The following is a 16,695-nucleotide window of genomic DNA, read 5'->3' as shown; positions in this document are numbered from 1 at the left end:
CGAGCCGCTGCCGCCCGGTCCCGGCTTCTGCGAGATCGGGGCGGCCTCCAACTTCTCCTTCCTGCGCGGGGCGTCGAAGCCCGGCGAGATGGTGGTGGCGGCACAGGCGCTGCGGCTCGGGGGCCTCGGGCTCGCCGACCGCAACACCGTGGCAGGCGTCGTGCGCGCCCATGGGCAGGCGCGGCTGCAAGGGTTTCCCTTCCGCCCCGGCGCGCGGCTGGTGCTGGCCGACGAGACGCCCGACATCTTCGCCTATCCCCGGCACCGGGCGGGCTGGGCCAAGCTCTGCCGCCTCCTGACCAAGGGAAACCTGCGCGCCCGGAAGGGCGAATGCATCCTCCGTCTTCCCGATCTCCTGGACGGCGGCGAGGGCATCGGCCTCGCGGTTCTCGCCCCCGACGCGCTCGGCCGCGATGGGCCGGCGGGGGAGGCGGCGGCCACGCGGCTTCGCGCGGCGCTCGGTCCCTTGCGGGAGGCCTTTCCCGGCGCGATCCGCCTCGCGCTGGCGCCGCGCCATGACGGGGGCGACGCCCGGCGCCTGGCGCGGGGCGACAACCTCGCGGCGGCGCTCGGCACGCCCCTGCTCGCCACCAACGACGCCCTGTTCCACGCGAGCGAGCGGCGCCCTCTCGCCGACGTCGTCGCCGCCATCCGCGAACATGTGCCGATCGCTGAAGCCGGCCGTGCGATCCTGTCGGCCCATGCCGAGCGCCGGCTCAAGCACGAAGGCGAGATGCTGCGTCTGTTCCGGGGATACGAGCACGCGATCGCGGAAAGCCGGCGCTTCTTCTCGGAGCTGCGCTTCGACCTCGCGACCCTGAAATACGACTATCCCGACGAGGCCCTGCGCCTCGGCGTCTCGCCGCTGGAAGAGCTGCGCCGCCTCGCCTACAAGGGCGCGCTGTGGCGCTATCCGCATGGTGTGCCAGGCCGCATCTACACCCAGATCGAGCGGGAGCTCGCTCTCATCGCCGACAAGAAGTACGAGCCCTATTTCCTCACCGTCCACCGCATTGTCCAGGCCGCGCGTGAGAAGGGCATCCTGTGCCAGGGGCGCGGCTCGGCGGCCAATTCCACCGTCTGTTTCTGCATCGGCATCACGGAGGTGGATCCCGAACGGGCCGGTCTCCTGTTCGACCGCTTCCTGTCGGCCGAGCGCGACGAGCCGCCCGACATCGACGTCGACTTCGAGCACGAGCGGCGCGACGAGGTGATCGACTGGATCTACGAGGCCTACGGGCGCGATTCGGCCGCCATCGCCGCCACCGTCATCTCCTATCGCGCGCGCTCCAGCCTCCGCGAGGTCGGCAAGGCCTTCGGCCTGTCGGAGGACGCGGTCTCGGCGCTCTCGGCCTCCGTCTGGGGCTACGGTCCGTCCGATGTCGGCACGCGCGAGACGGATGCGGCGGGCCTTTCGGCGGAGGATCCGACGACCCGGAACGTTCTCGACTACGCTCGTGCACTCAACGAGTTTCCCCGCCACCTCAGCCAGCATGTCGGCGGCTTCGTTCTGACGCGCGGCCGGGTGGACGAGACGGTGCCCGTCCACAACACCGGCTCCAAGGGCCGCATCATCGTGGAATGGGACAAGGACGACCTCGACGAGCTGAAGATCCTCAAGATCGACATCCTAGCGCTCGGCATGCTGAGCGCGCTGCGCCGCGCCTTCGACATGCTGAACGATGTCTATGAAGGGGAAGTGACGGCGGACGGGCGCCCGGCCTCGCTCGCCACGCTGCCGCAGGAGCCGCCGGACGCTCCCGTCTGGCGGATGACCCACCGCGCCGACACGCTCGGCACGTTCCAGATCGAGAGCCGGGCGCAGATGACCATGCTCCCGAAGCTGAAACCTAACGAGTTCTACGACCTTGTGATCCAGGTCGCCATCGTGCGTCCCGGCCCGATCCAGGGCGACATGGTGCATCCGTATCTGCGCCGCCGCATGGGGCTGGAGGACGTGACCTACCCGAAGGAGGAACTGCGCGAGATCCTCGAGCGCACCTGCGGCGTGCCGCTGTTCCAGGAACAGGCGATGAGGATCGCCATGGTGGCCGGCGGCTTTTCGGGCGCGGAGGCCGACAAGCTGCGCCGCGCCATGGCCACCTTCCGGCGCACCGGGCAGGTGAGGGATTTTCGCGAGCGCATGATCGCCGGCATGGTGGCGAACGGCTACGAGGCCGATTTTGCCGCGCGCTGCTTCAGCCAGATCGAGGGCTTCGGCGAATACGGCTTCCCCGAAAGCCACGCGGCCTCCTTCGCGCTCCTCGTCTATGCCTCGATCGTCATCAAGTGCCACTGGCCGGACGTCTTCTGCGCGGCCATCCTCAACGCCCAGCCCATGGGCTTCTACGCGCCGGCCCAGCTGGTGCGCGACGCGCGCGAGCACGGGGTCGAGGTGCGGGCCGTCTGCGTCAACGCCTCGCGCTGGGACTGCACCCTGGAGGCTGCGCCCTTCGATCCCGCCCGCGTCTTTCCCCGCCACCGCGAGGCGGCGGGCGCCATCCGCTCGCGCCATGCGGTGCGGCTGGGGTTCCGGCAGGTGAAGGGCCTGTCCGAGACCGAGATCGCGCGCCTCGTCTGGGTGCGCGACACGTCGGGTCCGTTCGATTCGGTGCGCGACCTCTGGCGGCGCACGGGCCTGTCCCGCCGCGCCATGGAGCGGTTGGCGGAGGCCGACGCCTTTGCCGGTCTCGGGCTCGCGCGGCGCGACGCGCTCTGGGCGGCGCAGGCGCTGGACGAGGCCTCCGCGCCCGAGCGCCTGCCGCTCTTCGAGGGAGTGGGCGAGGTGGCGCCGGAGCCCGAGGTCTTCCTGCCGGGCATGCCGCTCGGCGAGGCCGTGGTCCACGACTACCGCTTCCTGTCCCTCTCCCTGAAGGCCCACCCCTTGAGCTTCCTGCGCGAAGACCTGGCGGCACGCGGCATCGCGACGACGCAGACGCTCGAGACGCTGCGCTCCGGCCGGCGCGCCAGCGTCGCAGGGCTGGTGCTGGTGCGCCAGCGGCCGGGCTCGGCCAAGGGCGTCATCTTCATGACGGTGGAGGACGAGACGGGCGTCGCCAACATCGTGGTCTGGACCAAGGTCTTCGAGCGCTTCCGGCCCGTGGTGCTCGGCGCGCGGCTGGTGCGCGTGTCCGGCCGCGTCCAGGCCGACCGGGGGGTGATCCATCTCGTGGCCGAGACGATCGAGGACCTGACGCCGCTCCTGTCGCGCCTCGCCGAGCGGGGCTTGGAGGGCGCGCGCACGCTCCAGCCGACCGACCACGTGAAGAGCCCCTTGCGCCGCCACCCGGAGCCGCGCCACGTTTCGCCGATCCCCGACGACGTGGCGGAGGCCGCCGCCGCGCTCGGCGCCGTCCTCGCCTCGGCCGACGAGGTGCGCCGCCCGGCCCGGGTCGTCATGCCCTCGACGCGCAAGATCGACGAGGCGAGCCTGCGCGAGCTGAACGCGGTCTTGCCCAAGGGCCGGAACTTTCACTAGTTCTCCGGGAAACCTCACGGAGAACGCCATGGACCCGAGCCCGGCACCCCGCATCACCATCCGCTTCTGCACCCAGTGCCAGTGGCTGCTGCGCTCCGCCTGGCTGGCGCAGGAACTGCTCCAGACCTTCGGTCCGGACTTAAGCGAGGTCGCGCTGATCCCCGGCACGGGCGGCGTCTTCGAGATCGCCTACGAGGGAGAGACGATCTGGGAGCGCAAGGCCGACGGCGGCTTTCCCGAAGCCAAGGTGCTGAAGCAAAGGGTGCGCGACCGGCTCGACCCCGAGCGCAGCCTCGGCCACAGCGACCGTTAGGAGACGACTTCGATAAGTCTCCGGCCCGAAATCCCTCGCCGATCCTCCGCCGGGTCCTTCCGAAACGGTCTCCGACCTTTAACGATAAAGGCCGCCGCGCGGGTGTCGCGCGGCGGCCTTTTCGTTGGGGCGTCCGGGATGCTTTACTGGACGTAGTAGACGACCTTGCGGTCGGCCTTGGAGACGATCACCGGCTGGTTGTTGGACGTGTAGAAATACTCGTAGTCCGGGTTGGACGGCACCGGCACCAGCGTCACGGTGCCGGGGATGACCGAGCCTTGCGTGATCTCGCCCTCGACCACGACCGGCGCGGTCGGGTTGGCGACGACGTACTGGCGCACGTCGTCCGGCGCCGAGGCGATGCCGCCCACCGCCATGCCGGCGACGCCGCCGACCACCGCGCCCACCGGGCCGCCGACCAGCGCGCCCGCGACGGCACCCGTGCCCGCGCCTGCCAATGTGCCGGCCGCCTGCTCGCCCTGGCTCGTGGGCTCGGTCGTGGTGACCACCGTGGTCTGGGCGAGAACCGGGCCGGCCATGAGGGCGAACGCGGCGGAGGCAAGAATGAAACGACGCATGGTTTGTATGTCCTCGAATGAAGAACGTCCCTGTGGCGGCCTAAACAGCCAAGGGACGCTTCCGTTCCATGAGGGCGGTGGGGGCGGTCAGTTTCCTTCGCCCACCACGATGCGCACCTTGTCGGGATAGAAGGCGAGATAGCCCGCGATCTCGCGCGCGGCGGGCTTGGGGTCCTCGTAGGACCAGACCGCGTCGCGTTCGCCGTAGCCCTCGGCCGAGATCGACCAGTAGCGCGCCTCGCCCTTCAGCGGGCAGGTCGTGCGCTTGTCCGATTCGTCGAAGAAGGCCATCTCGACATGGTCGCGCGGGATGTAGAGGACGGGCTCGCGGTTGCCCTCGTAGAGGCGAAGCGCCTCCGTCGTGGATCCGAGGACGGCGTCGTGGAAGAGGATGTTGACCGGGCGCGTCTCGCGCTCGATGCGAAGGGCCGGCTGGGACACGGCGGACATGGCTTTCCTCCCTGAGGATGATATGGATATCTCCCGGCAATCGAGCGGCCTGCCGTCCGGTTCCCTGATCGATCGCCCCTGGAGACGCATGCCGCACGGCAACCTGCCCGAAGACGCCCGCCAGCGCCTTGTCGAAGCCCTCGGCCGTGTGGCGGCGGGGGACCGCGAGGCGTTGCGGCATGTCTACGACCTGACGGCGGCGAAGCTTTTCGGCGTCGCCTTGCGTATCTTGCACGACGAAGCCGAGGCGGAGGACGTGCTGCAGGACGTCTATGTGACGGTGTGGAACCGGGCCGGGGGCTTCGACCCCGCCCGGGCCAGCCCCATCACTTGGCTCTGCACCCTGGCCCGCAACCGCGCGATCGACCGACTGCGCGCCCTGCGCCACCATCGCTCGCGCGCCGATCTCGACGCCGCGGACGAGGTGGCGGACGAGGCGCCCGGCGCGCTGTCGATCCTGGAGGCCGACGGCGAGGCACGGCGCCTGGCCGCCTGTCTCGACGGGTTGGAGCCGCGGGCGCGCGAGGCCATCCGGTCCGCCTTTTTCGGAGGGCGGACCTACGAGGACCTGGCGCAGGGAGCGGGCGTACCGCTCGGAACCATGAAGAGCGTGATCCGGCGCGGCCTGATCCGATTGAGAGGATGCCTCGAAGAATGAGCGCGGGCGACGAACGGGAGGATGGCGACGGGGCCTTGGCCGGCGAGTACACGCTCGGCCTCCTGCCTCCGGCCGAGCGGCGCGCCTTCGAGCGCCGCCTGCGCATCGACCCGGCGCTGGCTGAGGAAGCGGGACGCTGGGACGAGCGGCTCCAGCCCCTCCTCGACGCCGCGCCGAGCGTCTCGCCCCCGCAGCGCCTCTGGCAGGCGATCGAGGCCGAACTCGGCCCGAGAGCGGCCGCCCGGCCGACGTCCGCCGCCCGCGCCCCGGCGCAGCCGCACCGGGCGGGGCGCCGCGTGGTGGCCTTCTGGCAGTGGCTGGCGATCGGATCGATGGGCCTGGCTGCCGCGAGCCTCGCCGGACTCGCGCTGGATCTGCGGCCGGCCGCCGCTCCCATGATGGCGTCCATCACGGCCGACGGAGGCGCCCCCCTGTTTCTGGCGGTGATCGACACCGAAGCCGGGCATGCCACCTTGATGCCGGTCTCGCTCCGGCCGGAGGCGGGGCGGGTTCCCGAACTCTGGCTGGTGCCGGCCGGCGGCGCGCCGATCTCGCTGGGCCTGGTCGATCCCGCCGCGCCGCTGCGCGTCGATCTCAAGGGGCGCGAGGGCATGGGGATGGGCATGATGCGCAAACCCGGTGCCGCGCTCGCCGTCTCCATGGAGCCCGAGGGCGGCTCGCCCACCGGGCAGCCCACCGGCCCGGTCGTCGGACAGGGCATGCTGCGGGCCGTCTGAGGGATGCAAGGACACGAACCGCCGGCCGCGACGCCCTCCGAAGACAGGCGGGACGCCGCCGGACCGGCCGCGACGCTTCGCTTTCGCGGCGGTCGCTTCGAGGCCGGGACGCGCGACCTGCCGGCGGAGGTCGCGGTGGCGATCTCGGTCAACGGCTCGACCCATGCCGTGATGATGGCGACGCCCGACGACCTCGCCGATCTCGCGCTCGGGCTCGCCCTGAACGAGGGCATCGTCGACAGCCCCTCTGAGATCGAAGGGCTCGAGGTGGCGGCGGCCGACATGGGGCTCGAATGCCGGCTCTGGCTTTCTCCCGAGCGCGCGGCCGGCTATGTCGCGCGCCGCCGCCAGATGACGGGGCCGGTCGGCTGCGGGCTTTGCGGGGTGGAGAGCCTGGAACTTGCCGTGCGTGCCCTCCCAAGGGTTCCGCCCGGGCTCGTCGTGTCTCCGGCCGCGATCGTCGGCGCGATGGCGGCGATGGGCGAGGGGCAGGCGCTCGGCCGGCGCACGCGCGCCGCCCATGCGGCGGCCTTCGCCGGCGCAGATGGGCGTATCCTGTCGCTTCGCGAGGATGTCGGCCGGCACAACGCGCTCGACAAGGTCGCGGGCCATCTGGCGCGCGAGGGGCTCGCGCCGGCCGCGGGGTTCGTGGTGCTGACCAGCCGGGTGTCGGTGGAACTGATCCAGAAAGCGGCCGTCATGGGCTGCGGTCTCGTCGCCGCCGTCTCGGTGCCGACAGGGCTGGCGGTGGCCGAGGCCGAACAGGCGGGCATCACCCTCGTCGCCGTGGTGCGGGGCGAGGAGTTCGAGGTCTTCACCCATCCCAGACGGATCGACGGCGCGACCCTCGCCCGGACCGTTTGACGGCGCCGTCAGGCGTTGGCGTAGTGCTCCAGGAAGCAGACGATCTCCTGGGCATGGAAGCCGACGAACGCGGCGGCGGCGACGATCGCGCCGCCGGTCCCCAGCGCCAGCACGAGAGCCAGCGCCCCAAGGGCTTCGGGGCTCGGCCCCGGCATGATCGGCAGCATCGATGGATCCTTTTGTGTGTCGCCCGATCATATCCCGCGGCATGACGGCGGCGGCAAGGTTCACCTTTCGTTAACCCTAACGCCCCGGCCGGCGGGCGTTGCGACGGTGAGCCGGGCCTGTCCGGACGGCTGCGAAAAATCCTCCGCCCCAGTCCCGGCGATGCCCTTTTGCCACAGGGGGATGCGTCCCATATCTCGTTCAGCGGCCGGCCTTCGGGCGGCCGACTCCACGCTATTTCGCGCGCATGCCGGGTGTCGGGTGATGCGCGAGACAAGGAGACGACGAATGGACATGGAAAAATACACCGACCGGGTGCGCGGCTTCATCCAGGCCGCCCAGACCGCGGCGATGGCCCGCGACCACCAGCAGTTCACGCCCGAACACCTTCTCAAGGTCCTGGTCGACGATTCGGAAGGCCTGGCCTCCGGCCTGATCGAGCGCGCCGGCGGACGCCCCAAGGATGTGCGGCTCGGCGTCGAGGCGGCGCTGGAGGCGCTGCCGAAGGTGTCCGGCGGCAACGGGCAGATCTATCTGGCCGCCCCGACCGCCAAGGTCTTCGCGACCGCCGAGGAGATCGCCAAGAAGGCGGGCGACGCTTACGTCACCGCCGAGCGACTGCTGCTGGCGCTCGCGATGGAAAAGAGCGCCAAGACGTCCGAGATCCTCGCCAAGGCGGGCGTGACGCCTCAGGGGTTGAACGCGGCCATCGAGGCGATCCGCAAGGGGCGCACCGCCGACACGGCTTCGGCCGAGCAGGGCTACGACGCGCTCAAGAAGTATGCGCGCGACCTGACGAAGGACGCGCGCGAGGGCAAGCTGGACCCGGTGATCGGGCGCGACGACGAGATCCGCCGCACGATCCAGGTCCTGTCCCGCCGCACCAAGAACAACCCGGTGCTGATCGGCGAGCCGGGCGTCGGCAAGACCGCGATCGCCGAAGGCCTGGCGCTGCGCCTCGTCAACGGCGACGTGCCGGAGTCCCTGCGCGACAAGCAGCTGATGGCGCTCGACATGGGCGCCCTGATCGCGGGCGCGAAGTATCGCGGCGAGTTCGAGGAGCGCCTCAAGGCGGTGCTGTCGGAAGTGACGGCGGCCGAGGGCGGCATCATCCTCTTCATCGACGAGATGCACACGCTGGTCGGCGCCGGTAAGGCGGACGGGGCGATGGACGCCTCCAACCTCCTGAAGCCCGCTCTCGCCCGCGGCGAGCTGCACTGCGTCGGCGCGACCACGCTCGACGAGTATCGCAAGCATGTCGAGAAGGACCCCGCGCTCGCCCGGCGCTTCCAGCCGGTCTTCGTGTCGGAGCCGACGGTTGAGGACACGATCTCGATCCTGCGCGGGCTGAAGGAGAAGTACGAGCAGCACCACAAGGTGCGTATCTCGGACTCCGCCCTCGTCGCCGCCGCGCAGCTTTCGAACCGCTACATCACCGACCGCTTCCTGCCGGACAAGGCGATCGACCTCGTGGACGAGGGCGCCGCGCGCCTGCGCATGGCGGTCGATTCCAAGCCGGAGGCGCTGGACGAGATCGACAGGCGCATCGTGCAGCTCAAGATCGAGCGCGAGGCCCTCAAGAAGGAGCACGACGACGGCGCGCGTTCGCGCCTCGAGCGGTTGGAGGCGGAGCTGGCCAACCTCGAAGAGGAGAGCGACGCGCTGACCACCTCCTGGCAGGCGGAGAAGTCGAAGCTCGGCCTCGCCGCCGACCTCAAGAAGCGGCTGGACGAGGCGCGGAACGATCTGGCCATCGCGCAGCGCAAAGGCGAGTTCCAGCGCGCGGGCGAGCTCGCCTATGGCGTGATCCCGCAGCTGGAGCGCGAGCTGGGGCAGGCGGAAGCGGCCGACGGCAAGGCGTCCATGGTCGAGGAGACCGTGACCGCCGACCACGTCGCGCAGGTCGTCTCCCGCTGGACCGGCATCCCCGTCGACCGGATGATGCAGGGCGAGCGCGAGAAGCTCTTGTCGATGGAGGATGCGCTGGCCAAGCGCGTCGTCGGCCAGGGCGAGGCGGTTCAGGCCGTCTCCCGTGCGGTGCGCCGGGCGCGCGCCGGGCTCCAGGATCCGAACCGGCCGATCGGCTCGTTCATCTTCCTCGGGCCCACCGGCGTCGGCAAGACGGAGCTCACCAAGGCGCTCGCCCGCTTCCTCTTCGATGAGGAGACCGCAATGGTGCGCATCGACATGTCCGAGTTCATGGAGAAGCACTCCGTGGCCCGGCTGATCGGCGCCCCTCCGGGCTATGTCGGCTACGAGGAGGGGGGCGTCCTCACCGAGGCGGTGCGGCGGCGGCCCTACCAGGTGATCCTCTTCGACGAGATCGAGAAGGCGCATCCGGACGTCTTCAACGTCCTCCTCCAGGTGCTCGACGACGGGCGGCTGACGGACGGGCAGGGGCGCACGGTGGACTTCCGCAACACGCTGATCGTCATGACCTCGAACCTCGGCTCGGAGTACCTGACGGCCTTGCGCGACGACGAGGACGTGGCGTCCGCGCGGCCGCAGGTGATGGACGTGGTGCGCTCGGCCTTCCGGCCGGAGTTCCTCAACCGTGTCGACGAGATCATCCTTTTCCACCGCCTGAAGCGGGCGGAGATGGGGGCGATCGTCGACATCCAGATGGGGCGGCTGGAAAAGCTGCTCGAAGAGCGCAAGATCGTCTTGGAACTGGACGACAGCGCCCGCGAGTGGCTGGCCGATCGGGGCTACGACCCGGCCTACGGCGCGCGTCCCTTGAAGCGGGTGATCCAGCGCGAGGTGCAGGATCCGCTGGCCGAGAAGATCCTTCTCGGAGAGGTGAAGGACGAGGACCGCGTGAAGATCTCGTCGGGCACCGAGCGCCTGAACTTCTACGTCGCCGGCTCCAAGGCCAACGCTGCGGGAGACCGGGTCGCGGCCTGATCGACCATCGACAAAACGAAAGGGGCGGCCCGCCGGGCCGCCCCATTCTTCATGTCCGGCTCGCTCAGTAGTAGGCGACGCCGTAGTAGTCGTTGATGCGACGGCCGTAGTCGGCGTCCACCCAGTTCGGGCGGTCTGCCGCGCCGTAGCGGGGGGCGTCCTTCAACTGGTCGATGGTGATGCCGACGACGTAGCCGCCCTGGCGCTCGTCGTATTTCAGGACCTCCCAAGGCAGGGGGTGGTATTCCTCGCCGATGCCGAGAAAGCCGCCGAAGGACATGATGGCGTATTTCACGCGGCCGTCGCGCTTGCCGATCACGATGTCGTAGATGTGGCCGAGATTGTCGCCGTCGGTGTTGTAGACGCGCGTGCCGTTGACGCGGCTTGCCTCGATGGCGTCGGCGCCGACCTCGATCTCGGACGTGGTGCCGGTTCCCAGAGTGGAGGACATCGGACTTCTCCCTTCCGTTGCTTCGACAGACACAACGGGGAGCAGGCGCCGCTGTTCCTGATGGAGCATCCCACTGTCGATTCCACACATTCACCATCGGTTCATTTGCCGGTCGTTAACCATCTTCGGACCAGCATTGCGCCCTATTTGCCTGTCAGGCGTTGCCCGCTGGGCGTCGACCCGGGCGTGCGAGCGAAGGAGGCGGGACATGGGTAAGGGAACGGTGCGGGCAATGGCTTTCGTGTTGGCCGGCCTGTCCGGCTTCAGCCTGCCGGCCGCCGCCCAAGTCTACGATCCCTATTACGACGACTACGGCCCCGGCACCGAGAGCTTCCGCGACGAATTCGGCAACATCGTCACCGTGGATTCCTACGGCCGCGTGATCGCGGTCGAGCGTCCGGCTGAGCGTCCCCGGCGCGGCCAGCGCGATCGCGGCCCGTCCGGCCCCGTCGTCCTCGAAGGGCGTGTGGGCGAAGTGCCTCCGGGCCTCGACGACTACGCCTCGCCCGCCGACATCTACGACTATCGCGACGCACCGGTGGACAGCCAGCCGCTGCCGCCGCCGGGCGCCTGGGATCAGGCGGGTCTGCCCGACCAGGGCACGACGGGCTCGATCTCGCCGGGCGACGGGTCGCAGGCCTATCCGGCGCCGGGCGGGGGCCTCGAAGGCCAGACCATGATCGAATCCAACCCCGCGCCCAAGGTCGCGGGGCCGACCGGCAAGAACGCCAAGGCCGAGATCGCCGCGCTCCAGGTGCTGCTCGACCGCGCCGGCGCCTCGCCGGGCGTGATCGACGGGCGCATGGGCGGCAATGTCGACAAGGCGGTCGCGGCCTACAAGGAAATGACGGGTCGCTCGATCGACGCGACCAACGCGCAGTCGCTGATGGAAGAGCTGATGGCGACCGGCGGCCCGGCGATCGTCACCTACGAGATCACCAACGAGGACGTCGGCGGGCCTTATGTCGCCGCGATCCCCGAGGACTACGCCCACAAGGCGGCGCTGCCGGCCATGAGCTACGAGCGCGTCACGGAGATGCTGGCCGAACGCTTCCACATGGACGAGGCCTATCTCAAGGAGATCAATCCCGGCGCCGACTTCACCCGGCCCGGCACGCAGATCAAGGTCGTGGCGACCGGCGACAACGTGACGGGCGTCGAGGTCGCGCGCATCGTGGCCGACAAGGGACGCGAGCAGGTGCGCGCCTACGATGCGACCGGGCGCCTCGTCGCGGCCTACCCTTCCTCCATCGGCTCCACCTCGACGCCTTCGCCCTCCGGCACGGTGGAAGTGGCGCGCATCGCCTTCGACCCGAACTACACCTACAACCCGAAGATCAACTTCAAGCAGGGCGACAACGACAAGATCCTCACCATCCCGCCCGGCCCCAACGGCCCGGTCGGCACGATCTGGATCGCGCTGTCGAAGCCGACCTACGGCATCCACGGAACGCCCGAGCCTTCCAAGATCGGCAAGACCAACAGCCACGGCTGCGTGCGCCTGACCAATTGGGACGCGACGGAACTCGCCAAGCTGGTGAAGCCGGGCGTCACCGTCGAGTTCATCGACTAGGACGCGGGGGCGCCATGGGGCAGGGGGGAGCCGGACGCACGATCCTGGCCGCGGCGATGGCGGCGATGCTGGCCGCTCCCACGACGGCTCAGACGGTTCCCGTGCCCACGCAAGCACCGGGCATGCAGCCGACCGACGCGCCGCCTGCCGGTCCCGGCACGCCGCCCGCAGCGGCCCGTGTGCCCGTGCCGGAGGCTCGGCCCGAGGCCCCGCCCGTGGCAAACACCCCGCCGCCCGCGCCGGCGTCCGCGCCTGAAGCCGATGCGGCCCAGGCGCCCGCCGAGCCTGCCGCTGCCCCCGCCGCGGATGCCCCGCAGCCCGCCTATGTGTCGCCCGAGAAGGCGCGCACCGAGCCCGAGCCCGGCGCGCCGGACGTGCCGCCGATGGAGGTCACGCCGGCCGAGACCGTGGAGGCCGCTGCCGCCGTCGAGGACGCTGTCACCTGCGAGGGCGAGCTGAAGAGCCGCGGCGCCGAGTTCACCGTCGGCGAGACGATCGCCGAAGGCGACTGCGGCGTGCTGCGTCCCGTCTCCGTCACCAGGTTGTCGAACGGCACGCGCATCGAGCCGGGCACGGTGATGCTGTGCCGTACGGCGTTGGCTCTCGACGTCTGGGTGTCGGAAGGGGTCGACCCGGCCGCCAAGGCCGAGTTCGACGGGGCCACGGTGAAGGCTCTGACCCAGGCGTCCACCTATGTCTGCCGGGCGCGCGCGAGCGAGACGCGCATCTCGGAGCACTCGCGCGGCAGCGCCATCGACATCGCAGGGTTCGAGCTGTCCGACGGCCGGACCCTGCCCGTCGAGGCCACGGAGCCCGGCACGCCGGTTGACCGCTTCGCCGCCAGCCTGAGGCGGGCGGCGTGCGGCCCGTTCCGCACCGTGCTCGGTCCCGGCACCGATTCGGACCACGGCACGCACCTGCATCTCGACATCGCCGCGCGCAACGGCGGCGCCACCTATTGCCGCTGACGCCGCTTGGCGGACCACGCAATTCCTCGGACCTTTTCGAGCGGGCCTACGTCTTCGCCCTTTCCTCTCGCGGGTCCGGGGCTATAGTCCCGCCGCGCCGCCGGACCCGGCGGCCGAGAGGAGGACCCCATGCCCTATACCGCCGACGACCAACGCTATGCCCGTGCCGACTTCCGCCGCTGCGGCCGGTCGGGGCTCGATCTGCCCGCGATCTCGCTTGGCCTCTGGCAGAACTTCGGCGGCACGGACGTCTTCGAGACGGGCCGTGCGATCCTGCGCCGCGCCTTCGACCGGGGCGTCACCCATTTCGACCTCGCCAACAACTACGGTCCGCCTCCCGGCTCGGCGGAGGAGAACTTCGGCCGCTGGATGGATCTCGACTTCCGCCCCTACCGGGACGAGCTCCTGATCTCCACCAAGGCGGGCTGGGACATGTGGCCAGGCCCCTACGGCAACTTCGGCTCGCGCAAGTATCTCATGGCCTCGCTCGACCAGAGCCTGAAGCGCATGGGCCTCGACTATGTCGACATCTTCTACCACCACCGGCCGGACCCGAAGACGCCGCTGGAGGAGACGATGGGGGCGCTCGACCAGATCGTGCGCTCGGGCAAGGCGCTCTATGTCGGCCTTTCGTCCTACGGGCCGGACCGCACGCGCGAGGCGCATGCGATCCTCAAAAGCCTCGGCACGCCGATGCTGATCCACCAGCCGTCCTATTCCATGCTGAACCGCTGGGTGGAGGACGAGCTTCTCGACACGCTCGGGAACCTGGGCGTCGGCTGCATCGCCTTCTCGCCGCTGGCGCAGGGGCTCCTGACCGACAAGTACCTGAAGGGCGTGCCGGAAGGCTCGCGCGCGGCCAAGGGCAAGTCCTTCTCGCCCGATCTCGTGACGGACGAAAACGTCCGGCGCATCCAGGCCCTCGACGAGATCGCCAAGGCGCGCGGCCAGTCGCTGGCGCAGATGGCGATCGCCTGGGTGCTGCGGGACCCGCGGGTCACCTCGGCGCTGATCGGCGCGCGCACGGTGGCGCAGCTCGACTCCTCGCTCGACGCCCTGAACCGTCTCGACTTCTCGGATGAGGAACTCAGCGCCATCGACCGTTCGGCCACCGAAGGCGGCATCGACCTCTGGCGCTCGCAGTCGTCGATCGGCCGTCAGGAGTGACAGCCGGGTGCGGGCCGGCCGTCCGGCCGGCTCGCCTCGGGATCAATGCGCGGCGACGCGCATCTCCTCCACGCTGTTCTTGAGAAGATCGTCGATCCGCGCGCGCTCGCGCTGGAAGGCGGCCAGAAGGTCGCCGCCGAGCTGACGCCCGGACGGCAGGCGAATGCGCATCGGGTCGACGCGCGTGCCGTTGACGGTCACCTCGTAGTGGAGGTGGTTGCCGGTCGAGAGCCCCGTCGAGCCGATATAGCCGATGATCTGGCCCTGCCGCACCCGCGCGCCCTTCACGACCCCGCTCGCGATCTTGCTCTGGTGCGAATAGGACGTCTCGTAGCCGTTGGCGTGGCGGATGATGGTCTGCTGGCCGAAGCCGGTGGACCAGCCGGCCTGCTCCACGACGCCCGAGCCGGACGCCAGGATCGGCGTGCCGCGCGGGGCCGCCCAGTCGACGCCCCAATGCATGCGGGCATAACCGAGAACGGGGTGGCGCCGCGAGCCGAAGGGCGAGGTGAACCGCCCCTTCGGCACCGGGTTGCGCAAGAGGAACTGCTTCGCGCTGCGGCCGTCCTCGTCGTAATAGTCGGTCTGGTCGTCGTCGGAGGTGAAGAAGCGGTAGTAGCGCTTGGTCGTGTCGCCGAACTTGGCCTCCACGAACAGGATCTGCGAATCAGCGCCGGCCTCTTCCTCCCCTTCCTTCAGCGAATAGAGCAGCGTCAGACGGTCGGCGGGATCGAGCCGGGCCTGGAAGTCGACGTCCGACGACAGGATCTTCAGGAGCTTGCGGCAGAGCCGGTCGTCGAGGCCGTAGGCGAGGGCGGCCTGGTAGATGCCGTCGTAGACCGTCGGCATGTTCTGGCGCAGCGGCATCTCGGTGGCGTTCTCGTCGAAGGCCTGGGCGACCGAACGGCTGAGGGCGGGCTCCGGCCCTTCGGCGAACGACCCGTCGTCGGCGAGCGCAACCGTCGCCAGGTGCTTCTCGCCGCGATAGGCCGAGAGCCGCACGATCCGCGAGCCGTCGCTGGAGGGCTCGAGGCCCAGCCGGAGCACCTCGCCCGCGTTCATCTCGCTGCGCCCGAGAAGCCCCGACAGGCGAGCGGCGGGCGCCTCGGCATCCTCGTGTCCGCTTTCGGCCAGCGCGCCGGCGACGGCGCGCGTCTCGCGGAAGGGCACGATCTCCTCGAAATAGCGCGACACGCGATCCTGGGTGCCCTCGGCCGAGGAGAAGGACACGTTCTCCGCTGTGACCTTGGCGGCGGAGCCTGGGATGTATTCGGCCGCGTCCGACAGGCTTCCGCCGAAGCGCGACGTGTCGAAGGCCTGATAGGACGCCACCTGGATCGGCGCGGAGGCGAGGCGGGGCACGGCCTCGCGCACCAGGAGCTCCGCCTCGCGCGTGCCGATGTCGGGGGCGTCGTCGTAGGTGGCGGGGTCGAAGGCGAAGGGCTCGACGGCAAGGCCCACGTCGCCTTCCACCTTGGCGTCATAGATCTGGCCCGTCTCGGGCACCGCCTCGGTCTCGGCGTCGTCGTCCTCGCTGCCGAAGACGTTCATCGCGTCGAAGGCGGGATAGGAGACGGTGGTCGGATGGCGCGCGCCGAGCAGCATGGAGGCATAGGCGAAGGGCAGGGTGCGGATGACCTCGCGATCCCCTTCGCGCATCAGGGTCGGCACCTCGATCGTGGAGCGGTTGCGGTCGATCGGGATGGGGGTGGCGAAGACGCGCTCGCCCCGTTCCACCGCATCGGCCTGGGTCACCGCGGCGATCTCGCCGACCACGGCGGGCGAGACCAGCATCCGCCTTCCGTCATGGGCGGCGGAAAGCGCGATGCCCATCATGGCGCTGGAGGTCAGGCCCGTCAGGAGCGTTCCCGCGAGCCACCGGGCGGAAACCTGGCGGCGGTCCGGCTTGCGCCGGACGTCGGCGACGAGCGCCGGCTGGTTTCCGAAGTTCGGCTTGGCGTATCGCTCGTGGTTCATTCCGGTCTCATGCTGGTCCGCCCTCCCATGGCCCCAACAAAGCGGCCGAAAAGCGAAGGCGGAGGCGCAAGAAGGCGCCGTGACCGAACCTGTGGCCGGGAGGCAACAGGCACGCTCATTCGCAGAGATAGAGCGGATCGGATAAGGAGATGTCAACCGATCGCCGGACGGGGCTCCCGCGAAGCTGGGGATCGCCTGTCCGCGGCCTGCATCGGGACCCCCGCAACGGCGCGCGGGAGCTCGCTTCCACGCTGCCGTGAGATTGCGACCACGGGCGGACGGTCGATGAACCGCTCAAGGGGGATGGATGGGGAAGAGAAATCCCCCACCGAGACGATCCCGTAACGTCCTCATGACGACAGGACGACGAAGAGCGCTCGGCCTAAGCCTCTGCCTTCTCTGACTTTTCCCA

General features: G+C 70.0%; 14 protein-coding genes. 9 read left to right on the top strand and 5 right to left on the bottom strand.

Annotation, left to right across the window (positions count from 1 at the left end):
• Window positions 1–7 precede the first annotated feature (7 nt).
• Window positions 8–3,478, top strand: a complete 3,471-nt coding sequence (locus O5O54_RS15950) for an error-prone DNA polymerase (protein WP_279482937.1) — start codon at window positions 8–10, stop codon at window positions 3,476–3,478.
• 28 nt (window positions 3,479–3,506) lie between these two features.
• Complete coding sequence (locus O5O54_RS15945) at window positions 3,507–3,791, top strand: SelT/SelW/SelH family protein (protein ID WP_279482818.1); 285 nt, start codon at window positions 3,507–3,509, stop codon at window positions 3,789–3,791.
• A 143-nt stretch (window positions 3,792–3,934) separates the two neighbouring features.
• On the opposite strand, the gene O5O54_RS15940 is transcribed toward O5O54_RS15945, so the two are convergent.
• Together O5O54_RS15940 and O5O54_RS15935 are read right to left on the bottom strand one after the other, a co-directional pair.
• Complete coding sequence (locus O5O54_RS15940; protein ID WP_279482817.1) at window positions 3,935–4,369, bottom strand: DUF1236 domain-containing protein; 435 nt, start codon at window positions 4,367–4,369, stop codon at window positions 3,935–3,937.
• Window positions 4,370–4,456: 87 nt separating this feature from the next.
• Window positions 4,457–4,819: a DUF427 domain-containing protein gene (locus tag O5O54_RS15935; protein WP_279482816.1), complete on the bottom strand. Its 363-nt coding sequence runs from the start codon at window positions 4,817–4,819 to the stop codon at window positions 4,457–4,459.
• 88 nt (window positions 4,820–4,907) lie between these two features.
• Between O5O54_RS15935 and O5O54_RS15930 the strand changes: the two genes are divergently transcribed.
• The 3 genes from O5O54_RS15930 to fdhD are packed head-to-tail and all read left to right on the top strand — an operon-like array spanning window position 4,908 to window position 7,078.
• Complete coding sequence (locus tag O5O54_RS15930; protein WP_279482815.1) at window positions 4,908–5,477, top strand: sigma-70 family RNA polymerase sigma factor; 570 nt, start codon at window positions 4,908–4,910, stop codon at window positions 5,475–5,477.
• Window positions 5,474–6,214, top strand: a complete 741-nt coding sequence (locus O5O54_RS15925) for an anti-sigma factor domain-containing protein (protein WP_279482814.1) — start codon at window positions 5,474–5,476, stop codon at window positions 6,212–6,214. The genes O5O54_RS15930 and O5O54_RS15925 overlap by 4 nt, the downstream gene beginning before the upstream one ends.
• 3 nt (window positions 6,215–6,217) lie before the next feature.
• Window positions 6,218–7,078, top strand: coding sequence for a formate dehydrogenase accessory sulfurtransferase FdhD (gene fdhD / locus O5O54_RS15920; protein ID WP_279482813.1), 861 nt, complete (start codon window positions 6,218–6,220; stop codon window positions 7,076–7,078).
• An 8-nt stretch (window positions 7,079–7,086) separates the two neighbouring features.
• Here fdhD and O5O54_RS15915 read toward each other — a convergent pair whose 3' ends face one another.
• Entirely contained in the window at window positions 7,087–7,245 is a 159-nt protein-coding gene (locus O5O54_RS15915) for a hypothetical protein (RefSeq protein WP_279482812.1), read from the bottom strand.
• Between the two features lie 286 nt (window positions 7,246–7,531).
• Here O5O54_RS15915 and clpB point away from each other — a divergent pair, with 286 nt between their 5' ends.
• Window positions 7,532–10,147 carry an ATP-dependent chaperone ClpB gene (gene clpB / locus O5O54_RS15910; RefSeq protein WP_279482811.1) on the top strand — a complete coding sequence of 872 codons (2,616 nt, stop codon included), beginning with the start codon at window positions 7,532–7,534 and terminating at the stop codon, window positions 10,145–10,147.
• A 64-nt stretch (window positions 10,148–10,211) separates the two neighbouring features.
• Here clpB and O5O54_RS15905 read toward each other — a convergent pair whose 3' ends face one another.
• Window positions 10,212–10,598, bottom strand: a complete 387-nt coding sequence (locus tag O5O54_RS15905; protein WP_279482810.1) for a PRC-barrel domain-containing protein — start codon at window positions 10,596–10,598, stop codon at window positions 10,212–10,214.
• Window positions 10,599–10,830: 232 nt separating this feature from the next.
• On the opposite strand from O5O54_RS15905, the gene O5O54_RS15900 reads away from it, so the two are divergent.
• From O5O54_RS15900 to mgrA, 3 genes are all read left to right on the top strand, one after another.
• The gene (locus O5O54_RS15900) at window positions 10,831–12,171 is read left to right on the top strand and encodes a L,D-transpeptidase family protein (protein WP_407061720.1); all 1,341 of its coding nucleotides are present in this window, start codon (window positions 10,831–10,833) and stop codon (window positions 12,169–12,171) included.
• 14 nt (window positions 12,172–12,185) lie between these two features.
• Window positions 12,186–13,139, top strand: coding sequence for an extensin family protein (locus O5O54_RS15895; protein ID WP_279482808.1), 954 nt, complete (start codon window positions 12,186–12,188; stop codon window positions 13,137–13,139).
• 129 nt (window positions 13,140–13,268) lie between these two features.
• Window positions 13,269–14,306, top strand: a complete 1,038-nt coding sequence (gene mgrA, locus O5O54_RS15890; protein WP_279482807.1) for an L-glyceraldehyde 3-phosphate reductase — start codon at window positions 13,269–13,271, stop codon at window positions 14,304–14,306.
• A 42-nt stretch (window positions 14,307–14,348) separates the two neighbouring features.
• Here the strand turns inward: mgrA and O5O54_RS15885 are convergent, their stop codons facing one another.
• Entirely contained in the window at window positions 14,349–16,283 is a 1,935-nt protein-coding gene (locus O5O54_RS15885; RefSeq protein ID WP_279482806.1) for a M23 family metallopeptidase, read from the bottom strand.
• Window positions 16,284–16,695: the final 412 nt, after the last annotated feature.

It is taken from the genome of Aureimonas sp. SK2, assembly GCF_029813115.1.
Classification (GTDB): domain Bacteria; phylum Pseudomonadota; class Alphaproteobacteria; order Rhizobiales; family Rhizobiaceae; genus Aureimonas.
This window is presented reverse-complemented; position numbering and strand designations above follow the sequence as displayed.

Excerpts from the sequence above, each read along its gene's own strand:
- O5O54_RS15945 (WP_279482818.1), top strand. The coding sequence starts at position 3,507 with ATGGACCCGAGCCCGGCACCCCGCATCACCATCCGCTTCTGCACCCAG.
- O5O54_RS15940 (WP_279482817.1), bottom strand. The coding sequence starts at position 4,369 with ATGCGTCGTTTCATTCTTGCCTCCGCCGCGTTCGCCCTCATGGCCGGC.
- O5O54_RS15935 (WP_279482816.1), bottom strand. The coding sequence starts at position 4,819 with ATGTCCGCCGTGTCCCAGCCGGCCCTTCGCATCGAGCGCGAGACGCGC.
- O5O54_RS15930 (WP_279482815.1), top strand. The coding sequence starts at position 4,908 with ATGCCGCACGGCAACCTGCCCGAAGACGCCCGCCAGCGCCTTGTCGAA.
- O5O54_RS15925 (WP_279482814.1), top strand. The coding sequence starts at position 5,474 with ATGAGCGCGGGCGACGAACGGGAGGATGGCGACGGGGCCTTGGCCGGC.
- fdhD (WP_279482813.1), top strand. The coding sequence starts at position 6,218 with ATGCAAGGACACGAACCGCCGGCCGCGACGCCCTCCGAAGACAGGCGG.
- O5O54_RS15915 (WP_279482812.1), bottom strand. The coding sequence starts at position 7,245 with ATGCTGCCGATCATGCCGGGGCCGAGCCCCGAAGCCCTTGGGGCGCTG.
- clpB (WP_279482811.1), top strand. The coding sequence starts at position 7,532 with ATGGACATGGAAAAATACACCGACCGGGTGCGCGGCTTCATCCAGGCC.
- O5O54_RS15905 (WP_279482810.1), bottom strand. The coding sequence starts at position 10,598 with ATGTCCTCCACTCTGGGAACCGGCACCACGTCCGAGATCGAGGTCGGC.
- O5O54_RS15900 (WP_407061720.1), top strand. The coding sequence starts at position 10,831 with ATGGCTTTCGTGTTGGCCGGCCTGTCCGGCTTCAGCCTGCCGGCCGCC.
- O5O54_RS15895 (WP_279482808.1), top strand. The coding sequence starts at position 12,186 with ATGGGGCAGGGGGGAGCCGGACGCACGATCCTGGCCGCGGCGATGGCG.
- mgrA (WP_279482807.1), top strand. The coding sequence starts at position 13,269 with ATGCCCTATACCGCCGACGACCAACGCTATGCCCGTGCCGACTTCCGC.
- O5O54_RS15885 (WP_279482806.1), bottom strand. The coding sequence starts at position 16,283 with ATGAACCACGAGCGATACGCCAAGCCGAACTTCGGAAACCAGCCGGCG.